The 24992-nt window shown below is 45.1% G+C and carries 17 protein-coding genes; 9 read left to right on the plus strand and 8 right to left on the minus strand.

Features of this window, described 5'->3' with window-relative positions:
- Positions 1–2: 2 nt before the first annotated feature.
- The 4 genes from Q1A86_RS06765 (at position 3) to Q1A86_RS06780 (ending at position 7323) form a co-directional block, all read left to right on the plus strand.
- Positions 3–3218 carry a glycoside hydrolase family 2 TIM barrel-domain containing protein gene (locus Q1A86_RS06765; protein ID WP_299804514.1) on the plus strand — a complete coding sequence of 1072 codons (3216 nt, stop codon included), beginning with the start codon at positions 3–5 and terminating at the stop codon, positions 3216–3218.
- Between the two features lie 140 nt (positions 3219–3358).
- Positions 3359–4780 carry a solute:sodium symporter family transporter gene (locus tag Q1A86_RS06770; RefSeq protein WP_299804517.1) on the plus strand — a complete coding sequence of 474 codons (1422 nt, stop codon included), beginning with the start codon at positions 3359–3361 and terminating at the stop codon, positions 4778–4780.
- A 320-nt stretch (positions 4781–5100) separates the two neighbouring features.
- A complete protein-coding gene (gene galK / locus Q1A86_RS06775) occupies positions 5101–6255 on the plus strand; it encodes a galactokinase (protein ID WP_299804520.1) in 1155 nt (384 codons plus the stop codon).
- A gap of 36 nt (positions 6256–6291) precedes the next feature.
- Positions 6292–7323 carry an aldose epimerase family protein gene (locus Q1A86_RS06780; RefSeq protein ID WP_299804522.1) on the plus strand — a complete coding sequence of 344 codons (1032 nt, stop codon included), beginning with the start codon at positions 6292–6294 and terminating at the stop codon, positions 7321–7323.
- Positions 7324–7375: 52 nt separating this feature from the next.
- Here the strand turns inward: Q1A86_RS06780 and Q1A86_RS06785 are convergent, their stop codons facing one another.
- Positions 7376–7789 (minus strand): hypothetical protein, encoded by a 414-nt coding sequence (locus Q1A86_RS06785; protein WP_299804524.1) that lies wholly within the window; start codon positions 7787–7789, stop codon positions 7376–7378.
- A 538-nt stretch (positions 7790–8327) separates the two neighbouring features.
- On the opposite strand from Q1A86_RS06785, the gene Q1A86_RS06790 reads away from it, so the two are divergent.
- Positions 8328–9059, plus strand: coding sequence for an ABC transporter substrate-binding protein (locus tag Q1A86_RS06790; protein WP_299804527.1), 732 nt, complete (start codon positions 8328–8330; stop codon positions 9057–9059).
- Between the two features lie 338 nt (positions 9060–9397).
- Here Q1A86_RS06790 and Q1A86_RS06795 read toward each other — a convergent pair whose 3' ends face one another.
- The 4 genes from Q1A86_RS06795 to Q1A86_RS06810 all read right to left on the minus strand — a co-directional run bounded on the left by Q1A86_RS06795 (position 9398) and on the right by Q1A86_RS06810 (position 16276).
- Positions 9398–11413, minus strand: a complete 2016-nt coding sequence (locus tag Q1A86_RS06795) for a S8 family serine peptidase (RefSeq protein WP_299804529.1) — start codon at positions 11411–11413, stop codon at positions 9398–9400.
- Positions 11414–12413: 1000 nt separating this feature from the next.
- The gene (locus Q1A86_RS06800; protein ID WP_299804531.1) at positions 12414–13079 is read right to left on the minus strand and encodes a response regulator transcription factor; all 666 of its coding nucleotides are present in this window, start codon (positions 13077–13079) and stop codon (positions 12414–12416) included.
- 1127 nt (positions 13080–14206) lie between these two features.
- Positions 14207–14875: a single-stranded DNA-binding protein gene (gene ssb, locus Q1A86_RS06805; RefSeq protein ID WP_299804533.1), complete on the minus strand. Its 669-nt coding sequence runs from the start codon at positions 14873–14875 to the stop codon at positions 14207–14209.
- 33 nt (positions 14876–14908) lie between these two features.
- The gene (locus tag Q1A86_RS06810) at positions 14909–16276 is read right to left on the minus strand and encodes an MFS transporter (RefSeq protein WP_299804536.1); all 1368 of its coding nucleotides are present in this window, start codon (positions 16274–16276) and stop codon (positions 14909–14911) included.
- 266 nt (positions 16277–16542) lie between these two features.
- Between Q1A86_RS06810 and uvrA the strand changes: the two genes are divergently transcribed.
- The 4 genes from uvrA to Q1A86_RS06830 all read left to right on the plus strand — a co-directional run bounded on the left by uvrA (position 16543) and on the right by Q1A86_RS06830 (position 22845).
- Positions 16543–19386: an excinuclease ABC subunit UvrA gene (gene uvrA / locus Q1A86_RS06815; protein WP_299804539.1), complete on the plus strand. Its 2844-nt coding sequence runs from the start codon at positions 16543–16545 to the stop codon at positions 19384–19386.
- 17 nt (positions 19387–19403) lie between these two features.
- Positions 19404–19787: a hypothetical protein gene (locus Q1A86_RS06820; RefSeq protein ID WP_299804542.1), complete on the plus strand. Its 384-nt coding sequence runs from the start codon at positions 19404–19406 to the stop codon at positions 19785–19787.
- Between the two features lie 22 nt (positions 19788–19809).
- Positions 19810–20769 carry a M28 family peptidase gene (locus tag Q1A86_RS06825; RefSeq protein WP_299804545.1) on the plus strand — a complete coding sequence of 320 codons (960 nt, stop codon included), beginning with the start codon at positions 19810–19812 and terminating at the stop codon, positions 20767–20769.
- Positions 20770–20997: 228 nt separating this feature from the next.
- Positions 20998–22845, plus strand: a complete 1848-nt coding sequence (locus Q1A86_RS06830; RefSeq protein ID WP_299804548.1) for a DEAD/DEAH box helicase — start codon at positions 20998–21000, stop codon at positions 22843–22845.
- Between the two features lie 462 nt (positions 22846–23307).
- Here Q1A86_RS06830 and Q1A86_RS06835 read toward each other — a convergent pair whose 3' ends face one another.
- The 3 genes from Q1A86_RS06835 to Q1A86_RS06845 form a co-directional block, all read right to left on the minus strand.
- Positions 23308–24273 (minus strand): DMT family transporter, encoded by a 966-nt coding sequence (locus Q1A86_RS06835; protein WP_299804551.1) that lies wholly within the window; start codon positions 24271–24273, stop codon positions 23308–23310.
- 70 nt (positions 24274–24343) lie between these two features.
- Complete coding sequence (locus tag Q1A86_RS06840) at positions 24344–24637, minus strand: cysteine-rich CWC family protein (protein WP_367277888.1); 294 nt, start codon at positions 24635–24637, stop codon at positions 24344–24346.
- Positions 24609–24977: a GFA family protein gene (locus tag Q1A86_RS06845; protein ID WP_299804554.1), complete on the minus strand. Its 369-nt coding sequence runs from the start codon at positions 24975–24977 to the stop codon at positions 24609–24611. The genes Q1A86_RS06840 and Q1A86_RS06845 overlap by 29 nt, the downstream gene beginning before the upstream one ends.
- Positions 24978–24992: the final 15 nt, after the last annotated feature.

The following is a 24992-nucleotide window of genomic DNA, read 5'->3' on the forward strand; positions in this document are numbered from 1 at the left end:
TGATGAATACCCGACAATCAACGAGCAAAATTGTAACTAACAGCCGCCTTATCGCGGGTGTACTAACCCTTTTAGTCAGCCCCTTAAGTTATGCTAAAGATGCCCCCCAAAGATGGCAAAATCATCAAATCTTCGAGCAAAATAAGCAGCCACCCCATGCCAGTTTCTTTGGTTATTCCAGCCGAGAGAAAGCGCTTAAAGATGAGTATCGAGACAGTAAAAATTTCTTTGACCTTAACGGTCGCTGGCAATTTCATTACGCTAGCAATCCATCGAGTGCACCAAAAGATTTTGCACAAAGGGATGCCAAGCTTGAAGGCTGGCAGAGTATTCAAGTTCCTGGCAATTGGGAGACACAAGGCTTTGGCCACGCCATCTACTTAGATGAGCGCTACCCCTTCACCACCACTTGGCCCGATGCCCCAGAAGATCACAACCCGACAGGCAGTTACCGTCGTGAGATAACCCTGCCACAGAGTTGGCAAGACAAGCAGGTATTTCTGCATATTGGCGCCGCACGCTCGGCACTTACCGCTTTCGTCAATGGCCAAGAGGTCGGTTATAGCCAAGGTGCTAAGACCCCCGCAGAGTTTGATATTACCCCTTATCTAAACCAACAACAGAATCTGCTCGCTTTACAGATTATTCGCTGGAGTGATGCCAGTTATTTAGAAAGCCAAGATATGCTTAGAGTCAGTGGTATCGAACGTGACGTCTATCTTTATGCCACTGAAAAACAGCGCATTAGCGATATAGACGCCACTTATCAGATGTCGGCAAACTTAGATAAGGCTGACGTCTCGCTTAAGCTAGCGTTAGCGAACCATGCCAAAGCCAAAGATGTGAGCCTCAGTTATCGACTGTTATCGCCCCAAGGTGTAGAGGTAAGTAGAGGCGTTCAAAGTATCTCTAAACTGGCAAAACAGCAGACGCAGCAGCTGAATTTTTCTCTCAATTATCCGAAACTTTGGAGCGCAGAAACCCCTAATCTTTATCAACTCATTGTCAGTCTTAGCGATAACCAAGGTGGATTGCTGCAAGCCAGTAGTCAACATTTAGGTTTTCGCCGAGTCGAGATAAAAGATGGTCAACTGCTCGTCAATAATAAGGCGATCACCATTCGCGGTGTCGACAGACATGAAACCGATCCCGATACGGGCCATGTGGTCAGTCGAGCCAGCATGGAAACCGATATTCGCCTAATGAAGCAGAACAATATCAATGCGGTGCGCTCTAGCCATTATCCGAATGATCCATACTGGTTGAGCCTCACAGATAAGTACGGCCTATATGTTATCGATGAAGCCAATATCGAATCACACCCGCTAGCTATCGATAAAAATACCCAGCTTGGCAACGAAATGAGCTGGTTACCCGCTCATCAGGCGCGGGTCGAACGTATGGTCGAACGCGATAAGAATCACCCTTCTATCATCATCTGGTCTCTGGGTAATGAAGCTGGAGAAGGTAAACTATTTTCTGCACTCTACGATTGGATTAAGCTGCGCGACCCTAGCCGCCCAGTGCAATATGAGCCTGCAGGCCAACACGCCTATACCGATATCGTCGCTCCTATGTATCCGTCTATTGAGCGCATTGAAAAGTACGCTAAAGAGCATAATGACCGACCGCTTATTATGATTGAGTACGCCCATGCCATGGGCAACTCGGTCGGTAATCTGCAAGATTACTGGGATGTCATTGAGCAGTACCCTCGGCTGCAAGGCGGCTTTATTTGGGACTGGGTCGACCAATCACTTGCCTTTACCAATGAAAATGGTCAGCGCTATTGGGCCTACGGTAAAGACTATCATCCGGATATGCCTACCGATGGTAACTTTCTCAATAATGGCTTAGTGGATCCCGATAGAAACCCACACCCGCATCTGTCGGAAGTTAAAAAGGTTTATCAACCACTCAAGCTCACCAAGCTAACGCAAAATAAGCAGGAGGTGGCGTTTACCTTAAGCAATCGCTATGACTTTATCGACACCCTAGGCCTAAACCTCGTTTGGACACTGCAACAAGACGGGCATCCGCTTACCGAAGGCTTAGTCGCCATGCCAAAAGTTAAGGCGGATAGCAGCCAAGTGATCAATTTTGCCTTGCCTGAGTCTGCGATTGATACGATGCAGCAAAGCCCGCAATATGAATATCAATTACTACTAGAGATCAAGGTCGATACTCCCCAGCCAATGTTGCCAAGCGATCACCTAGTCGCCTTCGAGCAGTTTGGCCTGCAATCGCCTAAGCCAGTTACAGCAAAAACCATTGATGCCATCAAGGAAACCCGTGACAACTGGATTCTAGGGCAAAAGAGCACTCAATACCTGATCAACAAAGACACTGGTTGGCTAACCGATATTCAAGTCGAGGGAGAGTCTCAGCTCAAGAGTCCGTTAATGGCCAACTTTTGGCGCGCCCCGACCGATAATGACTTAGGTAACCAAATGCCTAAGTGGGCTGGCATGTGGCAAGACGCCGGCCAAGAACTTGAACTGGTCTCGATCACTCAAAGCGAAGGCAAACAAGCGGCACTTAAGGTTATCCACCAGCATCCACAGCTTGGCTTTACTCTAACCACGACTTATCAAGTAAGCGATCAGGCTAAGTTATTAGTCAGCAGTGACTTTAGCCCAGGTGTTGGTGAACTTGCCGATCTTCCCCGCTTCGGTTTTTCAGCAAGGCTCCCTTTCGAGATGCGCTTTATGCACTACTTTGGCCGCGGCCCCGAAGAAACCTATGCCGACAGAAAAACCGGTAATCCTGTCGCCTGGTATGCCCTGCCGATAGAGCAAACCTTCCACCGCTACTCTCGCCCGCAGGAAACGGGGCAGCGCAGTGATGTGCGCTATGTAGCCGTAACTAATAACAAGGGGGCAGGCCTGCTCGCGCAAACCACCATGGACAGTGAAATGCTGCAGACGAGTCTTTGGCCATTTGCGCAGGCAGATATCGACTTTAGAGATGGTGATGCCGAGGGGTCAGCCTCAGGGCTAGTGCCAGTGACTGCTAACCATGGCGCCGAGATCCCAATCCGAGATTTTGTCACCTGGAATATCGATTACAAGCAGATGGGCGTTGGCGGCGATACCTCATGGGGGCGACCTGTGCACGCACCCTATCGTATCGCACCGAAAGCGATGAATTTCAGCTTTAGTCTAGAGCCTATTTCAGCTAATACTGATATCAAGATGCAGGCTAGAGGGCTGTATTAGCCACAGCCCTAACATGTTAGGCTGTATTCAGTGATCGCAACTTAATACTGCGTATAGAAGGCCATATCAGCCTTATACTAGTAAGGCAGATATGGCCCAACCAAGGATATAAAAACTAAAAATAACGGTTAAGGATCAACATGGAACACACTATTCAACTGGTTATATTTTTTGGCTTAACCGCCTTGGTAGGTTTAATCACCTACCTAAAATGCCGCAAAGTCACCCGCGATAGCAGCGACAGCAAAGACTATTTTCTTGCCGGCGGAGGCTTAAGTTGGGTGGTAGTTGCAGGCTCTTTGATGATGACTAACATCAGCGCCGAGCAAATTGTTGGCATGAACGGCGCACAAACCTTGCTAGTCGCTTGGTGGGAGATCGCCGCGGCGGTGGGACTCATCATACTCGCTAAATGGCTGATCCCTATCTATTACAAGTATAACTGCACTACGACAACCGAACTGCTTGAGCGCAAGTATCAAGACAAGGGGATCCGAGCCATGGTGTCGGTGTTGTTTATGCTTGGCTATGCCTTTATTCTGCTGCCTGTAGTGCTTTATACCGGCTCGCTATTTATGAAGTCTATGTTTGGCTTATCGATATCAGTAACTCTGCTAGCAATCATCTTTGCGGTCGTCGGTGCCATCTATGCTATTTTTGGCGGCCTAAGAGCCATTGCCATCTCCGATAGCCTCAATGGTATCGGTTTACTGCTTATGGGGGTTGTAGTCTCTTATCTGGCACTTAACGCCGTAAACTGGGATCTATCAGGGATCCCAATTGAACGTGTCACCTTGATTGGTGATGCTCAATCAGATATTCCTTGGCATACATTGTTAACCGGTATGATCTTCATTCAGATCTTCTACTGGGGCACTAACATGGTGATCACCCAAAGAGCCCTAGCGGCAAAATCGGTTAAAGAGGCGCAGAAAGGCCTCTATGCAGCCGTTGTCATGAAGCTAATTATTCCAATTATCGTGGTGTTACCAGGACTTGTGGCCTACAAACTTTACGGTGATGTCGGTGATGTTGCCTACGGCAAGCTAGTAGGAGATATTCTACCTAGTTGGCTATCTGGTGCTTTCGCTGCGGTAATGGCGGGCGCGGTGTTAAGCTCGTTTAACTCTTGCTTGAACTCAGCAGCCGCGCTTTATACCTGCGATATTCACCAAAACTATATCAACCCCAATGCCGATATTCGAAAAATTGGCACCCGTGTCGCCCTAGTCTTTACCCTTATTTCATTGTGTTTAGTGCCAGTATTTGCCCAATCAGCCAGTATTATTTCGCTACTACAACAGCTTAATGGCCTCTACTCTATGCCTGTACTTGCCGCCTTTATCTGTGCCCTAGTCTTTAAGGATGTTAACGCTAAAGCGATTAAGATTGGCCTAGTGTTTGGCGTATTAATGTATGCGGTGTTTACCTTTGTGTGGAGTCCGCTGCACTTTATCCACATGATGGCTATTACCTTGGCCGCAACGATTTTGACTACCCTAGCCCTGAGTAAATTTGTATTTGGGCCACAGAGCATCAATAGCCAACTTGTAAGTGACTAACCTCAAGCTATCGCTCCAATGCCTTACTATCAGAATTGGGCATTGGAGCTTGTATCAAGCTGCAATAGAAAAACTCAGTTACACAAGTTACAAAGTCATGATATAAAACATTAGATGGATATTTAGTAGAAGACGATGACACAGCCTATTTCCACTCAATTTAGGCTAATGCCGCTCAAAAAATATCATGCATTAAGATTACTTTTTAGTGTAAACCGCTGTTAAGAAATTGGTCGCCAGAATCAAACCGCAGCTAAACCACCAGTTTATTGCAATGCTTTTGTACTGAACGAAAATATTAACATTCGGAAATTTTGATTATGTCCAATCCCGCTCAGCGAGCAAACAAACTGTTTGTGCAAACTTTTGGCACCCAAGCCGACGAGCTTTATTGTGCCCCTGGACGCGTTAACCTTATTGGTGAGCATACCGATTACAACGACGGTTTTGTGCTTCCAGCCGCCATCAATTTCTATACGGCCGTGGTTGTAAAGCGCCGTGATGATTTACGCTTTCGCGCCGTATCGGAAGCCTTTCCCGGTGAAATCGAAGAATGGGTTTTCGGTGAAGAAGGCCAACCTACAGCAAATCATTGGTCTAACTACCTTAAAGGCTTTACCGCTGCAATGGCCACGTCAGGTCTAGCGCCAAAAGGGCTGGATGTCGCCGTTGTTAGTAACGTCCCAATGGGCGCAGGACTCTCTTCTTCGGCCGCATTAGAGATAGCCTTCGGTACCGCCGTCAATGATTGTAGCCAAATTAAGCTATCACCATTGGCAATCGCTCAACTGGCTCAGCGCGGCGAAAATCAATTTGTTGGCTGCGCCTGCGGCATCATGGATCAGATGATCAGCGCACTGGGTGAACAAGATCACGCACTGCTTATTGATTGCCTTGACCTTGACAGTGAAGCGGTCAGCATTCCCGACAGCTTAAGCCTGATCATTATCAACTCGAATGTACAGCGTGGTCTTGTTGAGTCGGAATATAACCTGCGCCGCGAACAGTGCGAGCAAGCGGCAGCTCACTTTGGTTTAGAGTCACTACGGGATCTCGATCTTGCCACCTTAGAGGCGGGTAAGTCGGAACTGAGCGATGCTTGTTACAAACGCGCTAAACATGTTGTCACTGAAAACAGACGCACCCAAAGTGCAGCATGGGCACTGGAGTCGTGTGACATAGCTAAAGTTAGCCTTTTAATGGCACAGTCCCATATATCGATGCGAGATGACTTTGAGATCACGACCCCAGAAATCGACTACCTAGTTGAGATAATCTCGAATGTCATTGGCGAGCACGGTGGCGTACGCATGACTGGCGGCGGTTTCGGAGGCTGTGTTGTCGCACTGGTCGATCATGCATTAACCGATACAGTGGTTGAAGTAGTGGAACAGCTTTACACCGAAAAAACAGGCCTAGAAGCCGATATTTATCTCTGCACAGCAAGCGATGGTGCCAAGCGTATCGACAATTAGCTTAGTGATTAATTTAACAGTTAACAGGACTTAATTATGCTACGCATTCGCCCTCTCGAGCCTTGGACCGATCCACGTGGTGGACAAATAGAGCGACTGCTCATCGATAACGGTACAATAGCGATAGAAGTATTAAGCCTTGGCGGGATAATCCGCTCTTTATGGGCTCCGGATCGAGATGGTGAGCGTGCAAACTTAGTATTAGGCTGTGATAGCGCTGAAGATTATCTTTCCCAAGATGCTTATCTAGGTGCCATTGCGGGACGGTACGCCAACCGTATTGCCAATGGACGCTTTACTGATGGCCAAACTCAGTACCAGCTCGACGTTAACCAAGCGACAAACTGTTTACATGGTGGCAGCGAAGGATTTCATCGTAAGAATTGGCAACTTGGCCCACTGCCCGACGGTGTACGTCTCAGCCTCAAAAGCCTAGATGGAGACATGGGCTTTCCAGGTAACTGTAACGTGCAGTTAGATTATCGCCTCGTTGGCAATAACCTCTATATTGAGATCTTAGCAAGCTCTGATAAACCCTGCCCCATTAGCCTGACTCAACACAGTTATTTCAATCTAGACTCCAGTAAAACAAGTCTCAACCACCAACTGCAAATTGATGCTAAGCAATACCTCAGTATAGATGAAAGTGGCATTCCCAAGGCTGTTTGCCAAACCAAGGGCAGCGGCTTAGATCTTTCTATACCGACCGAGCTACAGTCAATGATTGGCCGTGAAGAGTTAACCGCGACGTCGGGTATCGACCATTGCTTCTTGATGCCTAACACGGAGTCAAAACTACAGAGATTCGGTCGTTTGAGCACACCAATTAGCGGGCGTAGCATGACTTTATATACCAATCAACCTGGCGTTCAAGTATATGGTGGTAATGGCTTAGCGGGGGTCATAGGCAAGAGCCAACAGAAATTAGCTCAATATCAAGGGATTTGTATAGAACCTCAGCAGCTCCCTGATGCGCCAAACCAGCCTCATATCGCTGGAGATTCGCTAATTCATCCGGGGGAGGTTTACCATCATATCAGCCGCTACCAATTTGAAGCGGATGCCTAAGCAATCTATATAAAAAAACAGCGCCTAGGCGCTGTTATTAAACTCTTATTGATTAATCATCGTAATCGTCTGACCAATCATCATCATAGTCATCGCCATCTGCTGACTCTAACTCTGGTTCATCATCTTCAGAAACGGCTTTTGGCTTCTTAGGAGCTGCGGTTGCGCTCTTAGGATTATTCGCCTCAACCCACCCTTGATGTTTAGCCATAAACTCTTCTCTTGCGGCAAACCAAGCTGCGCCACAAGTTTTTTCAACTTCAGTTATCGCCTGCTCATCGAGTTCATGCAAGTTAGGCTTAACGATATCTTCAGCATATTCGATAATTGCTTCACGAGTCGCGTTATAGAAGTAAACGCGGCCAGCAGAAGCATCAGGAAACTGTTTATCATGAATAAGAATGGTATTGCCGCGAGCAGTTCTCAACTCACCGTACCAAACTGGTTTTTTTGTCGTCTTGTACATATATGTTAATGCCCTTAAATCAACACATACAAAATAAAATAAGAAGCAAATTGCGCTAACATTTACTTCCGTGTTCCCTGTATTTTGCCATCAGGGACAGAAACGGTATTTTTACAGATTTTTGCCGAATATCAAGAGTAGAAAATACAAAAAATCCCTCTCAAAGACGAAATTAATCACATAAATTATTCAGCTCTTATCGAATTTAGTTCAAAGCAGTCGTTATTCAAGTTTTTCGTTATCAATAAATACAAAAAAACCTCAAACATATGGACAACCCTCACAACATCAACAATTTAACTAACAAGAACCAACAAAAGACAACAAGGCTTTTTCAGCACGCCGAACTATTACTATAGGAATAGTTCTATATGACACAGGAATGACAATTGCAAACCTAAGGCAAAAAAAAGACATTCAGCCAGTGATCCGTCAACTGGTTGGAAGAGTCTAGAATAGTTCTCATTTCTAACCATTCTTGCCCCCGTTTTGATAGACTAATGAAAACCTTAATATCGTGATTAGCAATCGGATTATTTTGAAGTCTAGATTACTCATACTGTTAGCCATGAGCTTTCCCTCAAGCGCCGAGCAAATCGTAGTCGCTTCCGATATATGGTGTCCTTACATCTGCACCGACAATTCGGGTTATGTCGTCGAACTGACACAGCAAGCATTTGCCTCTGTGGATATTGAAGTGAAATTCGAAACCCTTCCTTTTCAAAGGGCACTTAGACTCACAAGCCAGCATAAGATAGATGCGGTACTCGCGGTCACAGCAGAGCATATTGCCAGCTTTTCTCTTAGTGGTGATCTGGTTTCCATTGGTCAATACACCAATGATTTTTATACTGCTGCAGACTCAAATTGGCACTTCACCGACCTAGCTAGCTTAGATGATATGCTGATCGCCACCATCCTAGGTTATGATTACGGCCAATCATTAAATCAGTATTTAGAAAAGCGTCAGCCGCAGATCCGCACATCCGGAGAAACACCACTCAAGAGTAATCTTTACTTAACGGCAAAACATCGTGTTGACCTACTAATTGGTAATCGCTACGTCATAGCTCATACTGCACGGCAATTTGGATATACTAGGGATATTCGCTACGCAGGTAGTGAAAACAATATCACCCCGCTTTATGTGGGATTTGGTAACAATGACAAGGGCCGAAGCTATGCAGCTAAGTTCGCCCAAGGCATAGAAAACCTCAAGCAAAGCGGTGAATACCAAGCCATTCTAGATAAGTACCAGATAGCATTTTAGCCACCCTCTAAAATAAATATTTAGATGAAGTAAATTTATAAAATAACGCAAAAAAACGAGCCATTGGAGCTCGTTTATCATTGTTTAAGCTTAACTAGTGCACTTGTTTCACCATACACTAAACCCCCTTAGTGTAGGGCATTGCCTGTTGCGGTATTGCTATGACCTTCAGCATCAATCGTATCCCTCGTGTAAACCCGGTTGTCCATAACTAGGAGTAGAGCTGACATCTACCGCTACATTTCGCTTCCCAAATCACAGTAATATAACCGTTCATATCACGACTTGAGTTCATCAATCCAATCTTGGCTCCATCGACGACTAGTTAACGCCAGCAATCAATCCACACCTTGAATAGCCAGCCCCCAGCGGTTAAGAACGCCATAGTTATACCTGTCAATGTCACGAACTGAAAGTGTCCACGTTCCCGCAGCCATCTCCCCGTTAAAGTCGCCCAAAGGCCATCCTTTAAAAATATCGTCAGCACTGCCACCTTCGCGGTTGTGGACTATAACCTCAGTACCATCAGGTGAAGTTAAGCTTACTACCAAGTCACCACGCCAGATATGAGAAATATCCAAATAAAGATTTAAATCAGATATCTGCAAATCATCACTAACGAAAATAGTGCTGGTAATGCCTGTTAGATCATTATCAGGAATATCTACTGAATTCAAATTTTCGTAACCAAATTTCTGCAATTCTTGAGGTATAACTGTAAGTAACACAGATTTGCTTTTAACTATTCCGCCATCATCCCCCGAAACCGTTATGGTGTAATCCCCCCAAGCTGTATGCTCATCAGTTGACACTTCAATCGTAAAGTTATCACCATCCATCACGCTGTTACTGGAAAGTGTAACTCCGGCTAGAGCAGGCGTTACATCAACAGTTAATTTCACAGTGCTATTCCAACCTTCGTCACTGTCTACACTGAATTCATAACGGGTGGCACTACCAACTTCAACAATTTGCTTCACAGGTGTCACACTGAAATGATAGCTTGCTCCTAAACTGGCAAATTCAAGAGCTCTGGCTACATTCAATCGAGTACCTGCAACGGTCTTACCCGCAAAGGCGGTATTGGCATCGCCAGAGTCCATAAGCAACTGCTTCATCTCTAACGGTGTTAGATCTGGATTAATAGACCAAACTAACGCAGCAGCACCTGTCATATGGGGGGTCGCCATCGACGTCCCAGAATAAGTCGTGTAGCCATTATTTGGTGTAGTTGAAAGAATGGCAGTGCCCGGTGCCCCCATATCAACACTAGTTAGGCCCCACTGAGAGAAATTAGACATAGCGTCGTTTCGATCTGTGCTGGCAATCGACATAACAACATCTGACTCATAACTTGATGGATAGTAAGGGTTCACATCGTTATCGACCGCATCATTACCCGCAGCAGCAAAGAATAGAATTCCAGCCTCTCCAGCCGCATCAATTGAGTCCTTCAATGCTTGACTAAATCCGCCGCCCCCCCAAGAATTGTTGGTCGCTTTGATATCAACCCCGTGATTGACGTTTAAGTCGGTCATGTAGTCAATACACGCAATCGCACCAGCAATAGAACCTGAGCCATTGGCATCGAGAAATCGACAAGCGATAATACTAACATCCCAGTTAACCCCTACTACGCCAACACCATTGTTACCCAATGCGCCAATCGTGCCGGCAACGTGAGTACCATGGCCGTTCGCATCCATAGGGTCACCGCTATTGTTAATTGCACTAAAGCCATGAATATCATCCACAACCCCATTGCCATCATCATCAACACTGTTGCCAGGAATTTCGTTAGGGTTAGTCCACATATTTGCTGCTAGATCGGGGTGATTATAATCAACACCACTATCAATGACCCCCACCACAACATCACTATCACCCGTTGTTACATCCCAGGCCTCTACAGCATCAATATCGGCACCAGCACTACCACCAACTTGCCCAGTGTTGTTCATCGCCCACAATGATTCAAAACTCGGTTCATCAGGCGTACCAATGACTTTAACTACATAGTTAGGTTCTGCATACTTGACGGCAGGATGACGCCTGATTATTTCGATCGCCTGCTCAACATCTAAACTAGGATGAAGCGATAGCTCGGTCAACCTACCATCAAGCAAATGAACATAACGCTTATCAACCCCCAAAGTATCAGCATATTTCATGGAAGCGTTAATCAGCTGCAGAGCCGATAAACGTTCCCTGTAAGTAACATTCTCTTTATAGACAACTACCAATGAATCTTTAATATATTCGGGTTGAATCGCAAATTTCGCCTGCACAGGTATAGACAAAAATACGATAATTCCAGCAATAACTGAGATCAACCATATAAGTTTCTTAAACATAACCCCTCCTAGCAATTAATTAAACTCTTCGAACCGGCACGTCAAACACTCTGCTTAACACTCTATAGCCAATTGTTGTTTGTATGGCTGGTAAACAGAATGAGTATCCGATATGTTTAAAACGCTTAATTTTTTGCCATAGTTCCTCACCTATTGAAATACCACACTAAGCATTTGGCACTTAGCTACTAATCCCATCGCACTAGAATAAAGTCTAAAATATTTAAATATCGGCGCTAATAATCTAAAAAAATCATAAGCAAATACTGATGAAAACATCAGGTATTTACCACAATAAATTAAGTCGCCTTTTGCTTATCACGACAAATAAGCAGCAAGGTGAGTTGAGAGACTTCTCTAGTGAACCGCTCCTTGCAGAAGATCTTTCGCCTACTAGGCTAACAAGCGATGAAAATGATAAAATATTCGGCTCGTTGTAGGGCATCTCGCCTGCCAGTACAGAGTGAAATGAACTTCATCTTGTAATCTTTAATAGAGGAGCATTCATTTCAGTTTCAAAACAATTTGAACAATTCCCCTCTGCTCAATACGAGTCGTGGTTATAAACCAGAATCACTTACAAAGGGATTCCTTATATCGATAGCGATTTAAATAACCTTAGAAAAAACATTATTGACCTAATACGAGCTAATTTATAACGGAGGAAATCTAGTTAAGGAAATATCACAGCCATGATTTACAAAGGTGATCGCGCTTATTTAACATTAAGCAGGTACGTCTAATAATATTTCAAATAATGAAGACTATGTTTGCGCCAGCGATTACAGCAAGCTTAGCCTAGACTGTAATCTATTAGCTGATTTAGCCAATAATGCCACAGTTTTTAAAGCAAGCAATTTAAGTACAACTAACCTAGTGTAAAGTTAGAATAAAGCAAAAACGTAATACCAAAAACTGAGCTAAAACTCCCTTTATTCTCTATATGATTTCGGTATTCATTTAAGCTCAAAGTAAAATTCCACTATCCAAATGGTAGTAATTAAGAGCATAGCTCGAATAAGCTCTGGTAAGTTTGCACCCAACGTAACAATTCAACTCTATTACGAGACTGGGTCTTTCTAAAAATCGATGAGATATGTGCTTTTACCGTATGCTCACTTATACAGAGTTGGTGGCCAATCTCTTTATTACGCGCTCCACTTGAAACTAGCAGAATAATGGTTCTTTCACGCTCGGTTAGCATTTGAATCATCATCACACCTTCTTGCAAAGGCTCAGAGCCACGATTTAAATGCTTAATTAAATAATTAAGTATGTCACTCAGTAACTTTCGCTCATACCAAAGCTCGTTAGCAATCATTTTACGTAAGCCAATTAACAGCAAATCCATTCCCTGATCGGTATATAATATCCCCTTAATTCCCTGCAATATTGCAGCTTTAGGATCTAACGTATCACGTTCAACTTGATATAAAGCGATTGGAAACTGAGGTATAAGCCTAGCTACAACTAAAGGGATCCCTTTACTATCAAGGGCTGCCCCCTTTTGAGCAACGAGCAAGAAGCGATTACACCCATTTTCCATCACAAGATCTGATGGACTTTTTATTACACGAGTCTTTAAACCAACAGACTCGGTCAAAATAGCCAAATGACACGGTGATACAGCCTGATGAATAAACACTAGTTCATCGATTTTACTCATGAAAATCACTCCTTGAAATAAATGACTCTTCGCACTAAATTCATTCCTAACCAAATTAAGCGTTAGTTGGGTAGCGGACACCTATAGTGATGCAAAGCAGAACGTACAAAATTTACGACTATAAAAGCACAAAATGACAACATATAAAACCATAAAATGAAAATAAACAGAATTAACAGGTAAGAAGTTTCCTTCACCCATTTATTGAAATATTTATAGAGGTTTGTACGGTTGTTATTTGACTATCTTCTGGTGTATTTTGATATTTACCGCTTGCTCTGACGCGCCTCTTTCTTTAAATTCGCGACATAGAAAGTGTACGCAAAAATAGTGATTAAAGTTCCTCCATGGATTTTTTGTACCCACTCCGCAATAGTCGATGCTGCACTAGTATTGAAGTGATGCCCTGAGTATCAAGCGTCAAAACAAGTTCATATTTTGCAGCAACGAATAACTAATCACATGATGAATAAAAGAAATAAATAAAAAAAACGACTTTAGTCTGACCTAAAACTAAACCATTAGCGTCTACATGCTATCGCAGATGGAATTGAATTGGCTCCACCAATATTCAGCCCAATAGCAAGCGTAGCGGTGGTCGTAGATAATCTATTGATGGGCACAACTTTTTCTCGTTATAGTTACCTAATATTTATCAAAATGGCCTACTTACGGCCCTCACAAACAAGCAGTGCTTATATGTGCCTAATGCTCCGTTATTAGCAACAATAGCCTAACTTGCTCGCCCTATTTTGAAGCTCGCTCTATGTTCATATATTTTTTAACTGATATACAGTTCACCTTTGGCCTGAATATGTCGTCATTTGAAAATTCGGATAACAACCGCTAGCAATCCTATTCTAACTCGTTATTTATTTTCTACACTAGCAGCTATTCAATCAGTTTTATGCTCAAAACTAGAGTGATTGCCACCGAAGCATTAAAAATAGAATAAAGACCTAGTATCTTCATCTATATTTTTCAAAAGGCATTTTTAGACTAACTTTACAAAGGAATAGATTAAATAGCGGATAAAAATCCATAAAAAAACCCAGCATTTATGCTGGGTTTAGGGCGGTTTCTTTATTTAAAAGCGTCTATTTTTACACTTTTATAAAAGACAGGAGCTAGAACGGGATATCGTCATCCCAGCCATCATCCAAATCTGGAGTGAAGTTCTGCTGTGGCTGCGGAGCTGGACGCTGTTGTGGCGCTTGCTGCGGAGCTGGTGCAGATTGTGGCTTAGGCGCATAACCACCTTGCTGAGGAGCTTGCTGCTGTGGCTGTTGTTGCTGGTAACCACCTTGCTGAGCAGGAGCTTGTGGCTTCGGCTGGTAGCTATTTTGCTGTTGAGGCTGCTGTTGCTGTGAACCGTAGCCACCACCTTGTTGCTGTTGCTGTCCGCCGTAGTTCTGGTTGCCACCTTGTGCTGGTGCGCCACCGCTCTGGTTACGACTACCTAGCATCTGCATGCTGCCGCCTTGATCGACAACCACTTCAGTGCTGTAACGATCTTGACCACTTTGGTCTTTCCACTTACGAGTCTGTAGTTTGCCTTCTAGGTAAACTTGAGAGCCTTTACGTAAATACTCACCAGTGATTTCAGCCAACTTGCCGAACATCACAACACGGTGCCATTCAGTACGCTCTTGCTGTTGACCTTGTTGGTCTTTCCAAGACTCACTTGTCGCCACGGTAATATTGGCTACGGCATTGCCGTTAGGCATATAACGTACTTCAGGATCTTGTCCTAAATTACCGACCAAAATTACTTTATTGACACCACGACTAGCCATTGAAATCTCCTGGAACGTATATTAAATTTTTACCTAATCGACAGAGCGTAACACAGCTCTGGCTTCTCTCAAATCGAAATGGTCATCTACTTTTAAATAAGCCACTTTCTCTTCGAGTACGACTATCGCTTCTGACACACCAGCTAATGCCGACAGTTCAGTAGCCATGGTGACTGCGCTCTGTTTGTCTGTCACATTTGCTTCTAATGTGTAACTCTTCAGCAGCACTGGATTTTTCATACCGAAGGTCAATAAAAACCAGATGCACATTAGGCCTAACGCCACTGCAAAGACACCTGATGCACCCACGAGTTGATAGGCGCCACCACCTAATAAACCACCACAAAATGCACCTAAAAATTGACTGGTCGAATAAACGCCCATTGCCGAGCCCTTATCGCCTACAGGGCAAAACTTGGCAATCAAGCTCGGTAATGACGCTTCCAAGTAATTAAAGCCGGTAAAGAACAAGACGACTGCAATGCTCAATACCACTAAGTTATCGGCAAACATCGCCATCGACCCCAGTGCAGCCATCATGATGATAAGCGCAACTTGGAACATGCCTTTAGTATTATTACGTTTAACTCCAATAATAATCAGCGGCACCATCAAGAAGAATGCCCCCATAAAGGCCGGAAAGTACAGCATCCAGTGCTTTTCTTTGGCTAACCCGGCATCGACTAGATCCAGTGGTAAGGCTACGAACACCGCTGTTAATACTAGATGCAGAATAAAAATACCCGCATCGAGTCTAAATAATTGTGGGTCCATTAACATGCGCTTGAGCTTTTCAGGCGCTGCAACCGTGTCGCCTTTAGGCGCTTGTGAGATGGGATTAGGTACTAAGGCTTGCACAATAATCATGCCCAGCAAAGCCAAGCCCGCTGTCATAAAGAACAGCCCTGACAAACCAAGATGCTGCGCCACAATTGGGCCAACGAGTAGAGAGAGCGCAAACGAGAAACCGATACACATACCGATAATCGCCATTACCTTAGTGCGTTGTTCGTCACGGGTAAGGTCGGCAGCAAGCGCTAACACGGCGGCGGCAATTGCGCCCATGCCTTGCAATGCTCGACCGGCGACTACGCCGTAAATAGTCTCGGCATTAGCGGCGACTAAGCTACCTAAGGCAAAAATAAGTAGTCCGGCGAGAATGATAGGTTTGCGGCCAAACTTATCAGATAAGATCCCCATTGGGATTTGAAGAACCGCTTGGGTTAAGCCGTATGCACCAATGGCGATACCGACCCACAAAGGTGAGAAACCTTCGAGGTGTTGCCCGTAAAGTGCAAACACTGGCATGATCATAAACAAGCCCATCATGCGCAAGCCAAATACACTGGCTAAAGAAAATGCGACTTTTTTCTCAGTCTTGGATAGTCCCTGGTTGGCCATGCCCCCGCCCTGATCTGTGAACTTGAAATAGGTCGCGGAGTTTATCACGAAGTTTTTCAATAACCCAAAAGTAAAAGTTAAAGGTGTATATTTGAGTCACGTTTTAACTATCTTACTCTCAAACCTGCAATATCAAGGGCTTCAAGCACTAGCTCGATGCAAAATCTCAATTTTCTCCTACAATTGATAGCCAGTTCTGTCTATTTCCGCAGGCAATTTTGTGAGATACTTAACCACTTTTTTCGGCTTTGAGATCTGAACGCTAGATGGAAAATATTGAAGTACGTGGTGCTCGTACCCACAATCTTAAAAACATCAACCTGACTATTCCTCGCGACAAACTTATCGTGATCACCGGACTGTCGGGTTCTGGCAAATCATCTCTTGCATTTGACACCTTGTACGCAGAAGGACAACGACGCTATGTCGAGTCATTATCTGCCTATGCGCGTCAATTCTTGAGTTTGATGGAAAAGCCTGATGTTGATCATATTGAGGGATTAAGCCCTGCAATTTCTATCGAGCAAAAGTCTACATCTCATAACCCTCGCTCAACCGTGGGTACCATTACCGAAATCTACGATTATTTACGTCTGCTGTTTGCCCGTGTCGGCGAACCTCGCTGCCCGACTCATGGTGAGCCTTTAGCGGCGCAAACCATTAGCCAAATGGTCGATAAGGTTCTTGAACTGCCTGAAGGCAGCCGCCAAATGCTACTCGCTCCTGTCGTGAACAACCGTAAAGGCGAGCACGTTAAACTGTTAGAAAGTTTATCCGCTCAAGGTTATATTCGCGCTCGCATCGACGGTGAAGTGTGTGACTTAACCGATCCACCAGAACTAGACCTTCACGTTAAGCACACCATTGAAGTGGTCGTTGACCGTTTTAAGGTACGCGATGACATGAAACAGCGCTTAGCCGAGTCATTTGAAACGGCGCTAGAGTTATCTGGCGGTATCGCAAAAGTAACCTGCATGGAGCCCGTCGAAGGTAGAGCTAAGCCTGAAGAGCATGTCTTTTCGGCTAACTTCGCCTGCCCTGTATGTGGCTACTCGATGGCTGAGCTTGAGCCAAGGATTTTCTCATTTAACAATCCAGCTGGCGCCTGCCAGACTTGTGACGGCCTAGGCGTACAACAGTTTTTCGATCCAGAGCGCGTGATCACCAATACCGAGCTGTCATTAGCTGGCGGAGCCATTCGAGGCTGGGATAGACGTAACTTCTATTACTTCCAGATGTTGACCTCCCTCGCCGAGCACTACAAGTTTGATATCGAGAAGCCGTTCGAACAGCTAACCGATGACGTACGCAAAATCGTACTCTACGGTTCAGGCAATCAGAGCATCGCGTTTAAGTACATCAACGACCGCGGCGATGTGGTCGTAAGAAATCATCCCTTCGAAGGGATCTTAAACAACATGGACAGACGCTACCGTGAAACAGAGTCAAATGCGGTTCGTGAAGAGCTGACAAAGTTTATCAACACTCAGTCTTGTCAAAGCTGTGGTGGCTCTCGTCTACGTGAAGAAGCCCGTAATGTATTTATTGAAGACCTAAATCTACCAGTGTTGACCCAATGGTCAATCGGTGAAGCCGCGCAATACTTTGAGCACTTAGAGCTAACGGGGCAACGTGCCCAGATAGCCGATAAGATCTTAAAAGAGGTACGCGATCGTTTAGGCTTCCTAGTAAACGTTGGCTTAAATTATTTAAGCCTTTCTCGCTCTGCCGACACCCTTTCAGGCGGTGAAGCCCAGCGTATTCGTCTTGCCAGCCAAATTGGTGCCGGTCTCGTGGGGGTAATGTATGTTCTCGATGAGCCGTCTATTGGTCTGCATCAGCGTGATAACGAGCGCTTGCTACAAACCCTTATCCACCTGCGTGACTTAGGTAACACTGTGATTGTGGTTGAGCACGATGAAGATGCGATTCGCATGGCGGATCACGTCATCGATATCGGTCCAGGTGCAGGTGTACACGGCGGCCAAGTGATTGGCGAGGGTACATTGCAGGACTTACTTAACTGCAAAGAATCAATCACAGGCCAATACCTGTCAGGCGAGAAACAAATTCACATTAAGACTGAGCGCACTCAGTACGATGCAAGCAAGCTGATTGAGTTATTTGGCGCATCGGGCAACAATCTTAAAAATGTCGACTTACAAATTCCTGTGGGCTTATTCACCTGTATTACCGGTGTGTCAGGCTCAGGTAAGTCGACACTGATCAACGACACCTTCTACAAGATTGCTCATATGCAGTTAAATGGTGCAACGGTTGACGAGCCTTCTCCTTATAAGAAAGTTGTCGGCATGGACCATTGCGATAAGGTAGTCGATATCGATCAGAGCCCTATCGGCCGCACACCGCGCTCGAACCCTGCGACTTATACCGGTATTTTTACTCCTATCCGAGAGCTATTTGCTGCCACCCAAGAGTCACGTACCCGTGGCTACCAGCCTGGTCGCTTCTCATTCAACGTCAAAGGTGGTCGCTGCGAGGCTTGCCAGGGCGATGGTTTAATCAAGGTTGAGATGCACTTCCTACCCGATGTGTATGTCCCCTGTGATAGCTGTAAGGGTCAGCGCTATAACCGTGAAACCTTAGATGTTCGCTTTAAGGGTAAGAATATTCACGAAGTGCTGCAGATGACAGTGGAAGAAGCGCGTCCGTTCTTCGATGCCATTCCAGCGATTGCTCGTAAACTTCAGACCTTAATGGATGTGGGTTTGTCATATATTCGCCTAGGTCAAAGCGCCACGACCCTGTCGGGTGGTGAAGCCCAGCGCGTTAAACTTGCCAAAGAGCTATCTAAACGCGACACAGGTAAGACGCTATACATTCTCGATGAACCAACAACGGGTCTGCACTTTGCCGATATCCAATTGCTTTTAGATGTTTTGCATCGTCTCAAGTCCCATGGCAACACTATCGTGGTGATCGAGCACAACCTGGATGTGATAAAAACGGCTGATTGGATCATCGATCTAGGTCCTGAAGGGGGCTCTGGTGGTGGTACTATTTTAGTCGCAGGCACACCTGAAGAGGTTGCCGAACATACCGAGTCCCATACCGCGCGCTTCTTAAAGCCACTTTTAAGTAAAGCATAGAGCCAGTTAGAGACTTAATGCACTTTAGAAACCTCTTCTTAAGCACTGGCCTAGTGATGACCCTAGGCCTACTGCTTATTGCCGTGATAGATCCCCTGATTAGTAACGGGAAGTCCCTCAAAGCTCGTGTCATTGACAGTGATGAGGACTCGAGTACCATCGCCCTACCCGATGGCAGTATCGCTCGCGTGGCTGCCGGTAATCTGAAAGAACAATCACTGATTAAGGTTGCCCCTAAGCAGCGACTGTTCTCTCGGCTACCTGTCTATAAACTCAAGCAAACCTTGTCCCAGCCACAGCATAAAGCGCAAACACAAACACAAACACAAACACAAACAAGCATGAGTAAAAAACAATCGCTATTCATAGAGCGAGAGACTAATCTCAATACAAGAGGATAGATAACTCCTAAAGGCAAAATGGATGCGGCTATTAACCTGCTTGATTGTAAGTTTAGTAATACTCACCTCCTGTACTGCTCGTCCCTATTGCGATACACAACCTAGGATTTCTTGGGCCGATATAAGTACTATTACCGCCGATTTGCATACCCTAAGCTCAGACCGTTTATCGGGACGAAAAACGGGCACCCAAGGCGCCTCGCTTACGAGAGCATATCTGAGCCAGCGTTTTGAGCAGATAGGGCTCCTTCCCTGGCAAGGCCAATACCAACACCCTTTTAACTACCGCCGCTCACTCAATGATAGAGTCGGGGTCAATATGATCGGTGTCATTCCCGCACAATTAGAAACCTCAAAGTGGCGAATCGTCATGGCCCACTATGACCATTTAGGTAGCAATGGCAGTGGCTATTATCCTGGTGCCGATGATAACGCTTCGGGAATAGCAGGCTTATTACAACTAGCACAACAAGCCAAAATCCAAGGCAGCAAAATTAACCTACTGTTTGTCGCCACAGATGCTGAAGAACCTGGACTTTATGGCAGTTATGCCCTAGTAAATGAGCTTAAGTTGGCTAGCACCAGCCCCGATCTTGAGCAGATAGAGCTAGCCATCAACCTTGATATGATAGGCCGGCCCAGTCGAAATGGCGCCATCTACATTGAGGGAGCAAGACGCTTTGACTCCTTCTCTGAGATGCGAAAGTCTCTAAAAAAAACTAATCAGATCTGCATTCGAACCCAGCAACCAAAGGCCTTCGATGGCTCAGTTATCGCTATCGACTTTCTTCGCGCCTCCGACCACTACCCCTTCCATCAAGTGGGTATACCTTGGCTCTACTTTGGCGTGCCTATCCATAGGGACTACCACCAACCGACTGACACCCCAGATAAAATAGATATTAATTTTCTCGCGGCTGTTAGCGAATCGGCATACCAACTGCTTGAAATAGACAGTTTACTCCTCAATAGTCCTCAATAAATGTACTGATTAATCATTTTTTGAGCTAGCTAACCTATTATTTGGCCTACTATTTGCTTTGAAATATGATAAAACGCCAGTATTAATTGGTATTACCAATTATAAGCTGCTATACTAGTCGGCTTACTGATACGTTTTCGGTGCGGGAAGTCGACACGGGGTTGATTTTCTGTCTATTACACTTAAGCACATACTTTTGTGCTCTGCTATTCCACAAGGCTACAACCCATGTCATCCAGTGAAAAAACTTTCCGCGAACTCGGTCTTGCCGAGCCTTTGTTGCGTGCTCTTGACGAGTTAGGTTACGAAAAACCAACTCCTATTCAGGCAGCAAGTATCGAGCCTCTAATGGCTGGTAAAGATATTCTAGGTCAAGCTCAAACAGGTACAGGTAAAACAGGTGCTTTCGCACTGCCTCTACTAAACAGCATTGATCCAACAACTAATGCACCACAAATTCTAGTACTAGCGCCAACACGTGAACTTGCAGTTCAGGTTGCTGAAGCGTTCGGTAGCTACGCAAAATTCATGAAGGGCCTACACGTTCTGCCAATTTACGGCGGACAAAGCATGCACCAACAGTTAAATGCATTGCGTCGTGGTCCTCAAATCATCGTTGGTACTCCTGGCCGTGTTATGGACCATATGCGTCGTGGCACACTAAAGCTTGATACATTGAAAGCTATGGTTCTGGACGAAGCCGATGAAATGCTAAAAATGGGCTTCATCGATGATATCGAGTGGATCCTGGAGCACACGCCTAAGTCACGCCAGTTAGCGCTATTCTCTGCAACAATGCCAGAGCAGATTAAGCGTGTTGCGAACAAATACCTAAATGAGCCACAGCATGTAAGTATCGCGGCGACTCACACAACGGTTGAAACTATTGAACAGCGTTTCGTTCAAGTATCACAGCACAACAAACTAGAAGCACTTGTTCGTGTTCTAGAAGTTGAGAAGACTGAAGGTATCATTATCTTCGTTCGTACTCGTAACAGCTGTGTTGAATTAGCTGAAAAGCTAGAAGCTCGTGGCTATGCATCATCACCACTACACGGTGACATGAACCAGCAAGCGCGTGAGCGTGCTGTTGATCAACTTAAACGTGGTCAACTAGACATCATCATCGCAACTGACGTTGCGGCTCGTGGTCTTGACGTTGAGCGTATTGGACACGTAGTTAACTACGATATTCCTTACGATACTGAAGCTTATGTTCACCGTATTGGCCGTACAGGCCGTGCTGGTCGTTCAGGTATGGCGATTCTTTTCGTTACACACCGTGAAATGCGTATGCTACGCACTATCGAACGTGCAACTAAGAGCCGCATTTCACCAATGGACGTGCCAAGCCCAGAGACAGTGACTGAACGTCGTCTTTCTCGTCTAGGTGAGCAAGTAGCTGAAATCATTTCGCAAGATCTAGACTTCATGAAAGGCGCTGTCGCTAAACTTTGTCAAGAGCTAGAGGTTGATACTGACGTACTTGCAGCAGCACTTCTGCATCAAGTACAGAAAGATCGTCCACTGCAGTTACCTGCAATGAACGAACGTCAACGTGATAGCCGTGACGACCGTAACTCTCGTGACCGTAATGACCGTGGCCCACGTGATCGTAGCGACCGTCCACGTCGTGAATCTCGCCCAACACCTGCAAACTTAGGTGCAGCTGATTCATTAAAGGACAATCCAGACGTTAAGATGTGCCGTTACATCATCGATGTAGGTCGTGACAATGGTGTTGGTGTAGGTAACATCGTTGGCGCAGTTGCGAACGAAGCTAACATCGACAGCCGTTACATTGGTCAAATCCAGTTATTCGACCAAGTGACTGCAATCGACTTACCAGACGGCATGCCAAAAGAAGTATTACAGCACCTTAAGAAAGTGCGTGTATGTGGCCGTCCACTAAATATCCGTGAAGCCGCTGGTGAAACGTTTGCAAATACTTCAGGTGGCGATAGCCGTCCACCACGTCGCCCACGTAAGCCTGCGGGTGATCGCGGCGAGCGTAGTGACCGTCGTCCTTCAGGTGACAGAAAGCCGCACCGTAAAGGTCCAAGAGACGCAGAATAAGTCTTAGTGTTTGGAACGTCGAGTTCCAATAGCTAGCTAAAGAAAAGGAGCCTAATGGCTCCTTTTTTTGTTGTCTGTCATATCGCCCCTGCTATATCAGATAGTCATCACTCGTCCAGCTTATTAACTTCCTCATTGCTGCCAACTCGTCACGACCGAGAGCGATAGAAGATTGCCGCTATGCTCAACCTTTACTTCGATAACTTATTCACGATAGCAATGTCACCTTAAACTGTTGCTAATGCAGTGTTTGTCATTGTACCTTTGAAGATCTTCTCACAAGCCGTTTACTCGGCTGTTTAAGCTATACTTATGCCAATGCTAGATAGTGAATACCAAATGTAGAACCTAATGAATCGATAGAGCTCTGTTAACAAGGGGCATAAAAAAGCCACCGATAACGGTGGCGACTTATTTGAAACATAAGCTCTAAAGCTTAAGTTTATCGCGCTAGCTCAAAGTCTAAGCGGCGGCCTTAAGCCCTCGTAACGCTCTGCGTTTTTGCCAAATAGGCGACAGCTGAACCACGATGATAGACACGATAATCAATACAATACCAGTAAAGGATAGCGGGTCGATAATAGCCCCTTTGATTAAGTCGCTCCACCAACCAAGACTCACCACAATTGCGGTTAAACTAAAGCTGATCACCGGCGTTAACGCCAACATCGCACTTACCTGCCCTGTTGGCCAGTACTTCATTGATTGGCCAAAGCAACCGTAGGCTATCAAGGTATTGATGGCACAAAAGATAGCAATAGCCCATTCATTACTGTCCATTAAAGCAAACTGACCTAAATCACTAAAAGGCGCCATCGCAAAAATGCCGAAGAGGTAAATAAATAATAAAATATTATTCGGCGATAAACGCTTGATCATCGACTTCTGAATTAACGCGTAACTTGCCCAAGACAATACTGAGAATTGAACAATCAATACGCCTTTCCATACCTCTGACGGCCCAGCAGAAAAATCGAGGTAAGGATGAAAGAACATCAACATACCTAATCCCAAAGTAGCAAAACAGCTCATTTGCAGGGCATTTAGTCTTTCTTTAAAAAGTAACATGCCGCCAAAAGCGAGAAAGAATGGTGCTGTCTGAAAGTTTAATTGCGCCGAGCCCGGCGCAAGGTACTTAAGCGAATAAACAAACGAAACGTAGTTAAAGATTAGAAAGATGCCCGCTAATGCCAGCTTCCCCCATGAACGTTTATCTAAGCCTTTAAACTGCTTAATACTGCCGCTAAGACATTGAATAGCAAAGCTCACTACCAGTGCGACCAAGAAACGAAACCAGGTTAACGTGACAGGATCGATAAAAAGCCCTGATAGCTTAAGTGCTATGGGGAGTAATCCCCAAAACAGCACTGCAACTGAAATAAAAATAAATCCGAGTTTAAACTCTGCACGCTGAGAAAGCGTATCCATGATAGGTAACTCATTGAAGGTATAACAAGACCGCAGATAGTGCCTGAATCAGCTGACTTGGTCTAGAGGACTAGTTGATTCTCTTGTACAAAGTCTGTTGACTAGTAATATCAGCCTTTAGAGACTCTAAACAAGATTCACAAATACAAGCAGTTCCATTTAACAGGGCCTGTTTATCCTTCTCTAAAACTTGATCTAACAAGCTTTTATCCGGAAAGGTTTGTTTACTGCACCAGCATTGCTCTATCGTGTGACCCGTTTGCACACTGCAGCCGTTAGCTCGTTGGCATAATGGGCACTGCTTAGCTTTTTCAGTCATTTTCACTCTACTTGGGTTAACGGTCTGCCGGATGATTGATGCCATCCATTACTGGGATATCTCCAAGATTATAGGGGTTAATACCTTCAATACAAGCTACATTAAAGCCGTATTGCTTCGGATTCGAACGGCGTTGATGATGGGTGTAAATCCCACATACTCGGCAAAAGTAATGTTTCGCAGTGAAGGTATTAAACTGGTAGAGAGATAGCTTATCCGCTCCTTTAATGACTGTTATGCCATCGAGTGACACCGAAGTTACCACAGCTCCCCTTTTACGACACATAGAGCAATCGCAACGGCGTAGATCTACAAGTCCATTGGGTAAATACAGTCCAAATTCGACTGCACCACAATGACAACTCGCTTTGTGAGTAAATTGCATTTCTAGTCTCCACCT

This window comes from uncultured Shewanella sp. (assembly GCF_947497935.1).
Classification (GTDB): Bacteria; Pseudomonadota; Gammaproteobacteria; order Enterobacterales; family Shewanellaceae; genus Shewanella.